This is a genomic window from Paenibacillus sp. MMS18-CY102, assembly GCF_009789195.1.
In the GTDB taxonomy this organism is placed as follows: Bacteria; Bacillota; Bacilli; order Paenibacillales; family Paenibacillaceae; genus Paenibacillus_T.
This window is the reverse complement of sequence record NZ_WSTC01000006.1, coordinates 100,142-114,144: the sequence shown is the minus strand read 5'-3', so window position 1 is coordinate 114,144 and position 14,003 is coordinate 100,142. Positions and strand designations below refer to the sequence as shown.

15 protein-coding genes are annotated in these 14,003 nt (G+C 48.0%); 4 read left to right on the top strand and 11 right to left on the bottom strand.

All coding sequences use genetic code 11. The features are described from left to right. Positions 1 to 205: 205 nt before the first annotated feature. The 6 genes from GON22_RS06265 to GON22_RS06240 all read right to left on the bottom strand — a co-directional run bounded on the left by GON22_RS06265 (position 206) and on the right by GON22_RS06240 (position 6,722). Complete coding sequence (locus GON22_RS06265; protein ID WP_336604268.1) at positions 206 to 709, bottom strand: NUDIX hydrolase; 504 nt, start codon at positions 707 to 709, stop codon at positions 206 to 208. Next, positions 709 to 1,986 carry a DNA cytosine methyltransferase gene (locus GON22_RS06260; RefSeq protein ID WP_160395251.1) on the bottom strand — a complete coding sequence of 426 codons (1,278 nt, stop codon included), beginning with the start codon at positions 1,984 to 1,986 and terminating at the stop codon, positions 709 to 711. The genes GON22_RS06265 and GON22_RS06260 overlap by 1 nt, the downstream gene beginning before the upstream one ends. A gap of 119 nt (positions 1,987 to 2,105) precedes the next feature. Continuing rightward, positions 2,106 to 3,254: a Ger(x)C family spore germination protein gene (locus GON22_RS06255; RefSeq protein ID WP_160395250.1), complete on the bottom strand. Its 1,149-nt coding sequence runs from the start codon at positions 3,252 to 3,254 to the stop codon at positions 2,106 to 2,108. A gap of 13 nt (positions 3,255 to 3,267) precedes the next feature. Continuing rightward, entirely contained in the window at positions 3,268 to 4,731 is a 1,464-nt protein-coding gene (locus GON22_RS06250) for a spore germination protein (RefSeq protein ID WP_160395249.1), read from the bottom strand. Then, positions 4,728 to 5,825, bottom strand: coding sequence for an endospore germination permease (locus GON22_RS06245; RefSeq protein WP_160395248.1), 1,098 nt, complete (start codon positions 5,823 to 5,825; stop codon positions 4,728 to 4,730). Before GON22_RS06245 ends, GON22_RS06250 begins: the two co-directional genes overlap by 4 nt. Before the next feature lie 156 nt (positions 5,826 to 5,981). Further along, on the bottom strand, positions 5,982 to 6,722 hold the full coding sequence (locus tag GON22_RS06240; protein WP_160395247.1) for a Fic family protein: 741 nt from the start codon (positions 6,720 to 6,722) through the stop codon (positions 5,982 to 5,984). Between the two features lie 153 nt (positions 6,723 to 6,875). Here GON22_RS06240 and GON22_RS06235 point away from each other — a divergent pair, with 153 nt between their 5' ends. Next, complete coding sequence (locus tag GON22_RS06235; RefSeq protein ID WP_160395246.1) at positions 6,876 to 7,292, top strand: GNAT family N-acetyltransferase; 417 nt, start codon at positions 6,876 to 6,878, stop codon at positions 7,290 to 7,292. Positions 7,293 to 7,437: 145 nt separating this feature from the next. On the opposite strand, the gene pyrE is transcribed toward GON22_RS06235, so the two are convergent. The 4 genes from pyrE to GON22_RS06215 form a co-directional block, all read right to left on the bottom strand. Then, positions 7,438 to 7,971 (bottom strand): orotate phosphoribosyltransferase, encoded by a 534-nt coding sequence (gene pyrE, locus GON22_RS06230; RefSeq protein ID WP_160395245.1) that lies wholly within the window; start codon positions 7,969 to 7,971, stop codon positions 7,438 to 7,440. A 121-nt stretch (positions 7,972 to 8,092) separates the two neighbouring features. Further along, positions 8,093 to 8,641, bottom strand: a complete 549-nt coding sequence (locus GON22_RS06225) for a GNAT family N-acetyltransferase (RefSeq protein ID WP_160395244.1) — start codon at positions 8,639 to 8,641, stop codon at positions 8,093 to 8,095. A gap of 38 nt (positions 8,642 to 8,679) precedes the next feature. Continuing rightward, positions 8,680 to 10,296, bottom strand: coding sequence for a glycosyl hydrolase family 18 protein (locus GON22_RS06220; RefSeq protein WP_160395243.1), 1,617 nt, complete (start codon positions 10,294 to 10,296; stop codon positions 8,680 to 8,682). Positions 10,297 to 10,381: 85 nt separating this feature from the next. Further along, a complete protein-coding gene (locus tag GON22_RS06215; protein WP_160395242.1) occupies positions 10,382 to 11,023 on the bottom strand; it encodes a hypothetical protein in 642 nt (213 codons plus the stop codon). A 186-nt stretch (positions 11,024 to 11,209) separates the two neighbouring features. Here GON22_RS06215 and GON22_RS06210 point away from each other — a divergent pair, with 186 nt between their 5' ends. Next, a complete protein-coding gene (locus GON22_RS06210) occupies positions 11,210 to 12,091 on the top strand; it encodes an aminoglycoside 6-adenylyltransferase (protein ID WP_160395241.1) in 882 nt (293 codons plus the stop codon). Positions 12,092 to 12,248: 157 nt separating this feature from the next. Then, positions 12,249 to 12,641, top strand: a complete 393-nt coding sequence (locus tag GON22_RS06205) for a hypothetical protein (RefSeq protein WP_237179043.1) — start codon at positions 12,249 to 12,251, stop codon at positions 12,639 to 12,641. Positions 12,642 to 12,671: 30 nt separating this feature from the next. On the opposite strand, the gene GON22_RS06200 is transcribed toward GON22_RS06205, so the two are convergent. After that, a complete protein-coding gene (locus GON22_RS06200; RefSeq protein WP_160395240.1) occupies positions 12,672 to 13,325 on the bottom strand; it encodes a M48 family metallopeptidase in 654 nt (217 codons plus the stop codon). Positions 13,326 to 13,418: 93 nt separating this feature from the next. On the opposite strand from GON22_RS06200, the gene thpR reads away from it, so the two are divergent. Next, positions 13,419 to 14,003, top strand: coding sequence for an RNA 2',3'-cyclic phosphodiesterase (thpR, locus tag GON22_RS06195; protein ID WP_160395239.1), 585 nt, complete (start codon positions 13,419 to 13,421; stop codon positions 14,001 to 14,003).

Genomic DNA, 14,003 nt, shown 5'->3' with positions numbered 1-14,003 from the left:
GCATGCTCTTTTTTGAATACAGAATCCGTCAGCGCTCCAGCCGGCCGGATAGGGTACTTTTTTCTGCCCTATTTGCTCCCCGGCGCTCCAGCCGGCCGGATAGGGTACTTTTTTCTGCACTATTCCTTCCACGCCCCTGAAACATAAAAAAGCCGTCGGGACTCGCTCGACAGCCTTAGCCAAGGAGCAGGCACGCCTGCTCCTTTTAATATTTTAATTCACCACGCAATGGCAGCTTTTCGTAATGGTTGGATACACTGTTGGAAAAAGAGAACCGATGCTCATATAGCATCTGTTCCGTTAACATGACAGGCAAAAAATGAGGAACATGCCCGATAACGCCGAGATTTTTCGTATTGCATATCCAATCTTTATGTTTCCAGCATAAGATGCCTTCTGGCGTCGCAACAGGAGTTTCATACTCGAAGCCAGGTGCCATCTCCGCAATAAAAGCGTACATGCCCGACGTTTCATATTCATTAACCCATGTAACAGCACCCGTATACTTCACTTGGTCACGGCCTAACTGTATCCCCGTTTCCTCGTAAGCTTCTCGAATGATACATGCTAATGGCGATTCACCCTGCTCTAGCTTGCCGCCAACCCCGTTCCATCTTCCCATGCCCGGCTCTTTGTTCCGGTTCAGCATCAAAATTTCATCGCCGCGCTTTATGAATCCAACGGTATATTTTAACCTAACAGGCTCCACTATTTACTCAACACTTCATTTCCCTCGGAGATAGATCTGTCAGATTTTCCGCCCTTAACCTGTTTAGCTGCCCATTCTGCTAATGGCTTTGCTATCGCTTTCGCTAACAATACCGGGACGGCATTGCCGATTTGCTTGTAGAAGTAATCTAGCTTAGAAGTTTCAGAAACTTGTCTAGGCGTAGTCGTAAACTCATACCAATCAGGGAACGTCTGGATACGGGCGATTTCTTTTACCGAAAGCCTTCTGTTCATCTCTTCCCCGCCAGGAAGATCCCACGCATCCGCACCCATCTTAACCATGGAAGGCCCGTCTGGATGGAGTGGGGCTTGCCTGCCAGACGCTTGGATCGTAAAGCTTTGCTCGTCCCAGCGTTTCTTTCTGTTTCGCGACAAATAAATAGTTGAGAATGAACCTGTAAAGTAAGGGCCTGGATTTTCCGCCAAGTCACCAATCGCATCTTTTAAAGTAACGTAAGGTTTTAGCGCTGGATCATTACCATGCGTAGGCTCGGGATATTCATAGTCAAAATCGATATCATTTCTTACACCGACCAGAATAACCCGTTCCCGTAACTGTGGTACGCCATAATCCCTTGAATTGAGGAGCTTATATTTCATTTTGTATCCGGCTGAAGCGAAATCCTCAACGATCTGTTTCAGAACTTCGCCGCCGCCGATGTTCATCATGCCTTTCACATTCTCAGCAATAAAGAAATAAGGCTGCGTCTCTATTAAACATCTAATGAAATGGATATAAAGAAAATTCCGTTCGTCATCAATTAACCGAGGTCCCGCCTCTGAAAACCCAGGGCACGGGAAGCCGCCTACGACGATATCCGCTTTCGGAAAGTTTTTAACTTTCCTAATATCTTTTCGATGCTGGACAACCGAAGCTGGAAAATTTATTTTATAAGACTCATTTGCCTCAGTGAACAAATCATTGGTGTAAATCGTATGAAATACGCTCTTTCCCCTTGCTTCATTAAAGCTTTCTTTATCTTGAAATGCCTTCATTGCAGCTTCTTCACCAATCACTGCCGCAAGGCCTGCTAATTCAAACCCCATATCTAATCCGCCGCAGCCGGAGAACAGGCTCAGCATGTTAAATTTATCATCTTGGTAATCTAATTGTGCTAGAAGCCCCTCGTCATCCTCAGATTCAATGATTAGGGACATTTCTTCTTGAATTTTTTCTAGCAATACTTGCCGTACTTCCTCGGGGGATAGATTGGGCGCAGGTTTAAATTTCCCTCTTCCTCTTTCTTCAAGTTTCATTTATGGTGTACCTCCCTAGGTTTCAATGAAGCGCAGCAATTATCGCCTTTACATTATACACGATATATAAAACTATATAGCATTTCCTTCACTAAGAACAGACGTTCCAATCGAATCGATTATCGAATCTTCTCCTTATACTTCCCTGTGCTCAAAATCTTCACCTGAACCTTAACATGGCGCAACGATTGCCCATCCAAGAAAAACGGGCTTGTCTTCGCCAGCTTGTAGAACATTGCAGGATTTTTGCGATACAACGCTTCCTCCAGTTGAAAAGGGTCCACCCGCTTGGCGAGCCCCTTATGGTACGTTTCTCTAATTTCCTTTTCGATTAACTGCTTAGATTTCAGCTCCAGCGTCTCAATCGACTTGTTATGCGACTCATACACGGTCCCGCTAACCTTCAAGTGAAGGTCGAATTGTGCACCGGCTTTTCCGATTACAGGTTTAATTGCCAAATGCGGATGGGCAAGCATCACAACTGCATCGTCAGCATCATTGAGCGGGATCGACAGCGGTGCCTGCTCCAGCCTGCGATTAGCCCACCGAATGCCTTTCAAATCTTCGATGGACATCCAGCCCGAGCTGTGGTTATTTTCAAAAAAGAATGCGCCAGAAATTTCAAACATGGACTTGCTTTTCTGGTCTTCCTTCCAATAATGCTTAGTCGTAGAGATCGATGGCATAATAGCAGGGTTGCCGGGTTCGTTTAAATTAGCGATTGCATGATTGCCGTTCACCGGCAACAGGTAAGACTTTTGGCTGCCTAGCTGCGTTCCTGTGAACATAATCGTGTCGAGCGGCGATAAGTTGAACAAGGATGTCTGGTTTAATATGTCCGATGGATTTTCTTTGGTGCCATAGACGAAGATGTTGTACCGAACTTCCCGATAGCGGTTCAAGGTGAGATAGATTTCTTTGAGCCCTTGTTGCAGTACACTCTCCGTCATAACGACAGCCTTTAAGTGTCCCCAGAACATCGGAAACTGTGAAGTTGCCGTGACGCCGGCTATCGCACTAGACATCGACTTGCCTCGCCCGCTGCCGATCCAGATCGGCACTTTTTTGCCCAGTTGGTTACTCTCGGTTCGCGCAATGTTAGAAAAGTTAAGCACTTGGGCATAGGTAATGTAATTCCCGTCCACATAATCGATCCCAAGCGCAGTGACATACGCCAGTGCTTGAATATCTTTCGAATTGCCGCAGCCTTGCTGGAGCATGGCTGCCAATAGCAGAAGATGAAGCCCCATCAGCCGAACGATTCGCATAAGCCCACACTCCTTAACGGTCTTCATCTTGCGTCTTCAACGACGCCGGCCTGCGCTTCAACATGAACCACGGCACTCGCAGGTACGAAAAAAACACTTCACGGATATTGAGCGGCGATAGCGGAGCAAGGTAATTCATCCCGAACGAGCGTTGGCTCGCCATATAGGCGACGAATATAACGATGCCCAAGATCACGCCGTACATGCCGAGATAGCAGGCCAATCCGAAGAAAAAAAGCCTCAGTATGCTAACGACCGTGCTGAGCGACTGATTGACGAGCGTAACGCCAGATACCGCAGTTATCGCCCCAATTACAACGACGGAGGGCGAAACAAGCCCCGAGCGAATGGCTGCATCGCCAATAATTAAGCCGCCGATAGACGTTAAGGTTTGGCCGATGGCGCTGGGCAGGCGGACGCCCGCTTCGCGGAATATTTCGAGCAGCATAAGCAGAATGAACGTTTCGATTTGGGAAGAGAACGGCAGCCCTAACCGGGACACCGACACTGTCGCCATGATGCGGAACGGAATCTGGTCCTGATGGAACGCCATCAAGGAAACCCACAGCGCCGGCAGAAACACGGACAGGAACAAGCTGAATGCCCGAATCAATCTGGCGAACGTAATATACGAGTAGTTGAAGTGGATATCCTCTGGCGATTTTAAGATCAAGGACAATCCGGCTGGCCCGATCAACACGAGCGGATTGCCATCCACGATGATAAGGAAGCGTCCGGATAGCAAAGCGTTGACGCAAAAGTCAGGCCTGCCTGTGTAATCCATCAAGGGGAGCAGCTTCAGCTTGGAGCCAGTTAACGACTCTTCGAGCTGATTTATGCTGTACAAGCCGTCCGATTCAAACTCGTCCAGCCGTTTACAGACATCGTCCAGAATCTTGGAATTAATAATATCGTGGAAATAGAGCAGCGATACTTTGGTCTTCGTACGCGTGCCCAGCGTGAACGGCTTCACATGGAGCGAATGGCTGCGGACGCGTTTGCGAATCAAGGCGATGTTCGTGTACATGTCCTCGATAAAGCCATCCTTCGGCCCTTTAATCGAGATTTCCGTACTGGATTCTTGCGGGCTTCGCTGAGGGCGATGATTGATGCACATGCGAAAACAGCGATTCTCCTCCGTGAAGAACAAGATGAGATCGCCTTCGAAAATGGACTCATCCAGCTCTTCGGCTGCCGGCTGCTCCGAAATAGATACCAAAGTTAAGCGTGAGATCAGCTGCTCTAACCCCGTGGCTTCATTGGCGCGCTGCTCAAAATAATTTCCCAGCGCAGGCAGCACAATTTCCTGTACATGATGGCCATCGCAGAGTCCATTCGCATAAACCAGAATCACGTTTACCTGGTCGCTCTGGCCGAATCGGCAGGCATCAATATAGACATCGGCGGAGCCTTTATAGGTTTCCCGCAGCCTCTCCTCCGACCATGCCATGTTTGGCTGTCTCGCTGTCGTCGTCATGAAGACTCCCCTTTGCGCATCGGCTTGGCGAATAATGTAATTCCCATCCAAATGATCGAAACCGTAAACAAAATACCGAACGAAATCGGCATATAGATGCGATACATCCACTCATAGAACGAATAGTCATTAATCGGATACAGCGCAATGGCGAGATAACTCAGCATAATGGACGCAATGGCCCACTGCCGATGGGAATTCCGCTTGAATGGCGCAATATCGACGAGCAAATAGACGGCAAGGCTCACGCGTATGCAAGCGCCGGACAGCCATTGGAAGATCGAGAAAAAATCGACATGCTCGATGTATTGGCCGATTTTGATCAGCCGCCACTGCTCGTAGGGAGACGTCATCTGATTCGCAGCTTCGGTGGGACCAAATTCCATAATAGCTCCGGAGATCGGTCCAACCATGATCAGCACGGTAAATAAGCTGTACAGAAAGATCTGCCAAACCTTTACTTTACGGGCAAGGCGATGCTGGAACAGCAGCAACAAGATGATCTCGACATAACCGCCAGCAGCATAGAGCATGCCATCGGTAACGGGCGTCCAGCCATTCTCAAGCACGGGTTTCAGCAGCCGATGATCCTTCTCTGTCGCATTAAACACGCTGACGAATACGCCGAGCAATGTAACGACTGGCAGCAGCATGCCCGCTGTAATCGCGATCGTGCTCATCCCCCATAACGCCAGCACGAGACAGATCAAGATCAGCGACAGGACAATAACCAGCCCCGACGTCTCGGGCAAGTAATTGGCCGTATTCCATTTGGCCGTATGGATGACTGTCGTTGCGCCAATCAAATATAGCATGACGCCTACGGGAAGCAGCAGGATCCAGGAAACGATTGGGTGGGTCTGCTTCGCGATCCAATCATGCCACTTCAGTTGGCCCGATTTGCGCATCATCCAAGTAATGAGCAGACACCACACAACGAATAAGACCCCCGTCAGCAATACCGTAACCCACGCATCCCGTCCGGAAGCATCCAATAACATCGGATTAATAATGACATGATCGACAAGCCCATTCATCAGCGCAAAAATCATAAATAACTGCAAAATATTGATTTTAGTTGGCGCTCCGCTCATTGGTTCACCCCCGTCATTCGTTTCTGCTAGCCGTATAACATCCATATAGGGTGCCAAATGCAGGAAAAAGTATGCAGGGGCCCGCAGGCAGCGATGAGTGCAGCATAAAAAAAGAGCCTTCCTAGGTTGGATGGCTCCTTCTGGTTGCTATTCGGGCTATTTCACTGCACCAATGTATCGCTGCAAACTGTCTTCTACACATCCTGCAATCAAGTTTACGAAAGGTTCAACATTTTGAGCTGTACTAGCCAATTCCAATGTCTCATAATAACTTAACCGAGCCTCATTAGCAGCTTTTACGATTGCTGGCGGATACCCGAATTTCATCAAAATGAGATTCATTAATAGCCGTGCGGTACGTCCGTTTCCATCGGAAAAGGGATAAATATATACAAATTTAAAATGGAACTCCGCTGCCAGTTTGACGGGATGCAAGGTCGTTTGATGTTCATTAAACCATTCGATTAATTGCTCCATCTTTTCTGAAAGTACTGTAAAATGTGCAGGCGTATGCTGCGAGCCTGATATAAAAACATTAATCATCCTATAACGCCCAGCATTTTCATCATCAATGTTCTTAAGAACCAATTGATGAATCGATTTGATTACATGCTCCGTAACATCCATCTTGCGGTTGACCAAGTCCTGTACATATGTGATCGCCTCTGAATGATTAACAACCTCAAAATGCTCCCGCAGCTTTTTACCGCCTATTGTTAGCCCTTCCACAAGAACGAGCTTCGTTTCCAGCAGTGTGAGTGTATTCCCTTCAATTGCATTGGAGTTATACGTCCACTCTACGCGATAGACCTCTTCTAAATTTCGTACAGCCGCCGCCGGCAATGGCCGCAATTCATCTAATTCCATTTTTAATTGATCGATTTTATTAAAATCCATTTGGCCACTCCTCCCTTACATCCCCTTGCTTTCTCCCATTATATCACAGCGGATGTTGGGGTAATGGATATACACAGCTTTGACAAGGGCAGGGTTATCAGCCAGTCTCGCGAATAATAAAATTGTAAACTTTTATATAAAAGGGGATTGAATATGGGCACAATCAGAGAGATGACTATTCACGATTACGAGCCAATGATTCAACTGTGGAGCAGCATCGAAGGTTTAGCATTAAGCAACGCAGATTCCAAGGAAAACATTCAGCGATATCTCGAACGTAACCAAGGATTAAGTTATGTGTGGGAGCAGGATAAGCAAATCGTCGGAACGATTCTATGCGGGCATGATGGAAGACGGGGCTTTATTTATCATGTGGCAGTCAACCCAGACTACAGAAACCAGAAAATTGGCCATCAGCTGGTTCAAACTAGCCTAAACCAGTTAAGGCGTGAGGGAATCGATAAATGCCACATTTTCGTCATTGAAGATAATGCCATTGGCAATGGCTTCTGGTCAGCGTCGGGGTGGGAGAAGCGCAGCGGATTTTATGTGTATTCAAAAAATACGTAAGCGCGCCGACGGGCAGTTCGCTGCGATTAGGGCAGATTTATCTGCCCTAACAAAAAGGCGGAGCAGAAGTTCCCCCTCTGCTCCGCCTTCTCTTGAATTCTCGATCCCCTACGATAGCGCGAGCCATCATACCATCATACTCACACTAAACGCCCTCAGCCGCCGACAGCAGCTCGTCCATCTTGAGCACAGAGTGAAACGCGAGGCCAGCATTTTCTAAATTCGCCCTTCCCGCCGCGTCCCGCTCAATCACGCAGACGACGTCCTGCACCTGCGCGCCATACTGCTTCAAATCCTCAGCACTTAGCAGGATCTGTCCGCCAGTTGTGACCACGTCTTCAATGATACAAACCTGCTTGCCTTGAATATCCGTCCCTTCGGCAAGCTTGCATGTGCCGTATTCCTTCGCCTTCTTCCTAACGAATACGACAGGAATGCCCGTCTTCAAGGACAGCGCCGTCGCAATCGGAATGCCGCCCATCTCTAGACCAGCTAACACTTCGGTCCCGGCCGGAATGAGCGGAGCCATGTGTTCAGCAACTGCTGCAAGCAGCGTTGGATTCGACTCGAACAAATATTTGTCAAAATACTGATTCGATTCCTTGCCCGACCGCAGCTTGAATACACCTGTAAGATGTGCCGTACGATAAATCTCTTGAGCCAACTCTAGCTTATTCATGTTGCTCCCCCCTTCTCTGATGATTGTTTGACGAATTATGCCACAGAAGAGGGTACCAGATCATTTTGGAAAAGTCTACCTTAAAAACTGCCTAAGTATGAGAAGACAATGAATGCGCCGATCATTTCAGTAGAATTTGCTCTAATTCCAAATTAGCATAGGCATCCGCAGCGAATGCCCTGTCTCCGTGTATGCCCGTAATGGCAGTAAATCCCGTTTTAATCCAAAACCGCAATGCTGGCCAGTTTTTTAAAGCCACATTAAGCCTAATAGCCCGATAGCTCAAACCTTTCAATTCGACTAACAAACCTTTCACTGCTTCTTCGGCATAGCCTTGTTGTTGGAATGCCGGGTCAATGAATAGGAACGGAATATACACGATATCTTCATTCGGGAAACCATGATAAAAGGTTATATATCCGATAATAGCATTACATTCACTATGTCTAATCGTTTGAATTTTATAGTTCTCCTTAACGCCGTTAGGAGGCAAATCGCCTTCCAGATACCAATTCATGATGTGGTCCTGTTCCCTATCCGAATTCCCGTCCCATCCCCCCATATATTGGCTTGATTCATATAGTTCTTGAACTCGAGGAACTAGCTCCATAGTAAGGTCTTCCATCAACAATCTGCATGTCTGCCAGCTCGAGCGCAATACATCGGCCATTATCCAATCCTCCTGAATATGCACGCCAGCCCAGCGAATTAACGGTTGTTCGTCTGCGCACCGACCAAATCCCAATCCGAAGCCGTGTAGTTCCCCATAAACCACAAGGAAACGCCCTTCAAGTTGTAAAACTTAGCCAGCCATACCTTCTTCGCAATGCTCTGTGTGTCCTCGTAATAAATCTCATGGCTGCCGCGTTCATCCTTGAACGTTGCTTTCGCCAGGAAATAAGGCAGCTCCCATGTGCGGGTTACGCCCGGCATCGCAAGCCTTTTCTCCACATCTGCAATCGCTGGGCTTAGCACTTTCCCCGTTACGCCCGCCGATGTAATCCATTGGTTCGCCTGTTTCGAAATGCCGAGCACAAGCTTCTCCTTCGGAATCGCTTTAAGTGCGGTCACGACCGTGTCGTTCACGAGCGGCAATGGCGCCGATGGCAGCTTGCTATCGTTATGCGTAAAATCATACGCCATCAGAATAACCGTATCCGCCAGCTTGCCGATCGCCGCAAGATCATAGCCTTTATAATATTGAATCGGCGGAACGGCCACTGACATTGTGAGCCCCGTCCCGAGCTCATCCTTCACCTTTTGCAAAAAACGAACATATTCCGCAGCGCTTCCCGCTTCCTTCAGCCCTTCAAAATCCATGCTCACCCCAGTAAACGAGTACGCCGGATTGTTCACCACCGCAAGCAACGATTGGATAAACGACTGCTGCGCTGGCTCATCCTTAAGGAAATCTTTCAAATTGCTGCCGTCATAGAAGACCATCAGCTCCTTTGAAGCCTGTGCGTAATCCGCCGCCGCAAGCGCCTCTTCATACCCGTCCGGCATTTTATTAACGGTCGTGCTCACATCCAAGGCCGCTGTGCCAGCCGTGCTGTACGCCAAGTGAGACCAGCCGAAGATGACATTGGCGAGCTTGTCCATCTGTTGAATGGCTGGATAAGATTGAATCGCATAATAGCCTGTAAAATCAACCCTTTGCCCCGATACTCGATCATCGATCAGGCGGGTAATGACAGCTGCCGCTTGCTTGCGAATCAAGGGCTCGCTTGGCTTAAAGCCTGCCGGGTCCCCCTCCATCATGCCGCGGTTCGCCGCATAATACACATAGGGCTGCATCGCCGCGTTAATCGCCGATTGATCTTTGAACGCTCGCGTATCCCGCTCTATCTTCCAATCGCCGCCCAGCCATAGCTGTCGCGTCTGCTCCGTCTCGGATTCTAGCAACGCCTTCCCGACGAGCATCGCAACCTCTTGCCTCGTAATTGTCTGATCGGGATGGAACATCCCCTTCTTATCTAGCAAGCTATCGATCCACTGATGCGCATTCGCAACCGAAATAAATGGCGCAGACCAACGCGACTTCGCCACATCCGCCGGGATTTTTCCAATAGCAGCCGTTGTATCCAACTGCCTCGCCATCACCAGCAGCTTAATGAAAGCCTCTCTGGACAGGCCAACATTCGCACGGTATGTCCCATCCTCATAGCCATTAATAATGCCTAAAGCAGACAACGTATAAATCGATTCCCGCGCATAATCGTTTTGTTCATCCTTGAACGGTTTAAGTTGCACATTATAAGCAAACGCACTGTTCGCACACAGCATGCCGAGCACAACAACGAGTAAACCCACCTTTTTAAACATAGTCGTCTCCCTTTCTCCCAAATCTATTAATGAGGAACATCATAAACCAATCATTTAATAGACGCATGAGAGCAGGATAAGTTACTTATGTTCTTAAAGGATACACGAGTTGTATGCCCTTCTCGGCCATTAGGCCTTCATATAATACATGATTGTGGTCTGCACCTGCGATGCACAGGATTCGTTTGTCCGCATGCTTCTTCATCGCGTTTTTGATCCGTTGCAGCATGATGAGATGCCTGCATGTCCACCTGAACATATGAGCCTGCGGATTGATTCGTTCTAACCATTCGTACTTCTGTTTCGTAACCGCATCGAACGCATAAGAATTAAACGGAAGAACGCTTGAACCACAGGTTGCAAGCTGACGCTCAAACCATTGCTCCCACTCCGCATTCAACTGCTGCTGCTCATGTTCCTCGAATGAAACGAATGGGTCAAAATCCGTCCAAACATCAAGCTCCACCCAATCAATCGGTTCAAACTCAATCTTCTCCTCTTCACACAGAGGAAAAATCAAATCCCAATATTCGCTCGCAGGCTCCCCCCAGTACCCACGAAGCGTACGGTCCTTCTTATAGCGTTCCCAACTGCTAGGAAGCACTTCACCGCAAATCACATCAGGATTAAATTCCGTGATCAGCTCCTTCATGAACGCCAAGGATAGATGGTACTTCTCCCTAAGCCCATCATCATGAACGACGCCTAGAATGCCGACAACTGCCATAGCCAACCTCCCATTCATCTGAAGCTCTTGCAGCACAAACTAATTTAACAAACATCTAATTTGATATTCGTTAAATTAGATAATAATGCTTTAGGGATAAAATGTAAATCTTTTTATTTCCGATTTATTGTGGGCATGAACAATTTTGGATAATCGTGGTACTATTAGGTTTGGGGGTGCATTCCGATGAGAAACGAGAAAGAAATGATGGATTTAATCCTAGGCGTCGCCGAGCGGGACGAACGCATAAGGGCAGTCTATATGAACGGCTCAAGAACAAATCCGAACGTTCCCAAAGATATTTTTCAAGACTATGACATTGTATATCTCGTAACGGAAGCCGCTTCATTCGTTAAGGATGAGAAGTGGATCAACGTGTTTGGCCAATTGCTCATGCTGCAAGAGCCTGATAAAAATAACTGTGCTAACGGTGCAGGCATGAATTTTGACCGTTCTTATGGCTATCTCATGCTCTTCCAAGACGGAAACCGCATCGATCTTCGAATCGAAACCAAGGACCTGGCGATTGATCGGTACCTCAGTGACAAGCTCACCATTCCGTTATTGGATAAAGACGGCTGCCTGCCAACCATACCTGCATCTACGGATATTGGCTACCATGTTACAAGGCCAACAGAAGCGCAATTCATGAGTAACTGCAACGACTTCTGGTGGTGCCTGCAAAATGTTGCAAAAGGCATTTGGCGGGATGAGTTGCCGTATGCGAAAAAAATGTTCGAATATACCACTAGAGAGCAGCTGGACGAAATGATTTCGTGGTGGATCGGGATGAAGCATGATTTCCAAGTTTCAACGGGGAAAATGGGGAAGTATTTTAACAATTTTCTTCCAGCAGCATACTGGGACATGTACCAAGCAACCTATTCGGGCAGCAGCTATGAGCAGATGTGGGACTCCATATTTGTCACCTGCGAATTGTTCCGAACTTTAGCAACAGAGGTAGCTGGCACTATGTCATTCACGTATCCGCATATAGACGATGCCAACATGACCGGATATCTCAAGCATGTAAGAAATTTGCCGCTTGATGCAGAGGGCGTATACTAAGGCTAAGGCGGGATCAAGATTGATGGAGTTTCTTTATCACTATTACGATGAATCCACGGGACCATTCGTTAATTTATCTGACCTGGAGGCGGATGAAGCGGAACGTATTCTTCGTGATATTCGGCTTAATTAAAAAGGGTTCGCAAGTAAACGGTCCATGGACTATCTTCAAATTCGCCGCGGTCTTGAAACCAAGACAAGGGAACTATTTATCTCAAAGGGCGGTAAACCATCCAGAAAGTATCCGCATTACATGACGCTTGGGCAATGCCCTTGGCTTTTGGATTGGTATCCGGCCGGCAAGCAACTCGAAATCCCTCTGACGGAATTTGAAGCACAAACGGTAAGCTTCACCTACGGTGACTTATTCCCTACGATGCGTTGCCAAGATGGGAAACCGTACCGTAATCAGGTCTATACCTTAATTGAGATTAGGCATGTTATCGATCAATTCGGGCTACCTCAAGAATGGAATGCCGATGGCAGCAATGGGCCGGAGCGATATATTGAGGTGCAAATTTGGGATGATGGACCGTTAAAAAACAAATAAAGCCCCAGAGCATAACCTCTAGGACTTCATCTACAGCGTCATCGCTTGCCCGTAACGTTCCAGATACGCTTCCTTATCCTTATAATCCGGCATGATGCTCCCGACGCGCCGCCAGAAGGAGCGGTCATGGTTCATGTGCGTCAGATGGCATAGTTCATGGACAATGACATAATCGATCACTTCAACCGGAGCCATTGCCAGGCGGTAGTTAAAGGTGAGCTTGCGGTCCGAGCTGCAGCTCCCCCATTTGGTACGCGACTCAACGATCTCAATCGACTTGGGCGTTACCTTTAGCTGCTTTTGGTAATCCTTGATCCGTTCTAATACAACCTTCTTACAGCTTGCAAAATAAAACTTTTTCAACTGGAGCTTCAGCTCATCCTCGCTCCGCCCTTCCGTCTCAATCAGCTCATGAAGCTGATGGTAGCGGCCCAAATGAAGAAATTTGCCCTCATCCTGATATTCTCTCGTTACGGGGGCTTCTTTCGCTTTCGCGATAATAGCCAATCGTTCCAAAATCCATTGCTCATACTGCCTAACGGCACTCATGACCATTTCGTCGACGGCGCCGTTCGGCGCTTTGACCGTAATGAGGCCCGAAGGCTCGATCTGCAGCGAAATCTTCTTGCGTGGCCCGTATTCCACATGAAATTCAACAATCTGCTGTGCTAGCTCAATTTTCATCATCAACATCGTTTCTGTAAGATTATTTATGGCGCCTTTGCCGTTGGGGAACGCTACAATAGAAAACTTATTCCTGAGGAGGATAACCGACACATGAACTCCCCATCATCTAATCCGGCGGCTAACCGCCAGCGCCTATTTGTTGCCGTTCCACTTCCCGAAGCTATAAAAAAGGCAATCGGCACATGGTCGAATGAAATCCGTGATACGCAACCTTTTCGCAAATGGACACATGAGGCTGATCTGCATATTACGTTGCAATTTCTCGGCGATACGGAGCCAAGCCAGCTGCCAGAGCTGATAGATGCCTTAGCCTCAGCAGCACGCTCAGGTGAGACGCAGCCTTTTCGCTTAACGCTTCAAGACGTAGGCGTGTTCGGCATGCCGAAGCAGCCCCGCGTGCTCTGGATCGGGCTCCACGGCGAGCTCGACCTATTGAGCCGGCTTCATCAGGCGACCGTTTCTGCAACAGCCCCTCTAGGATTTTCGATAGAGGCACGCCCCTATAGCCCGCATCTTACCATTGCCCGCAGCTATACGGGGAGCGAACCATTCGTTGCTCCGCAACACAGCTTTAGCGACAAGCCGCTTGAGTGGGACGTCAATGCCATTGTTTTGTACCGCACGCATATGCATGAGCGCCCAATGTATGAAGAAGTTGCCCGCTTCCCTTTGTGA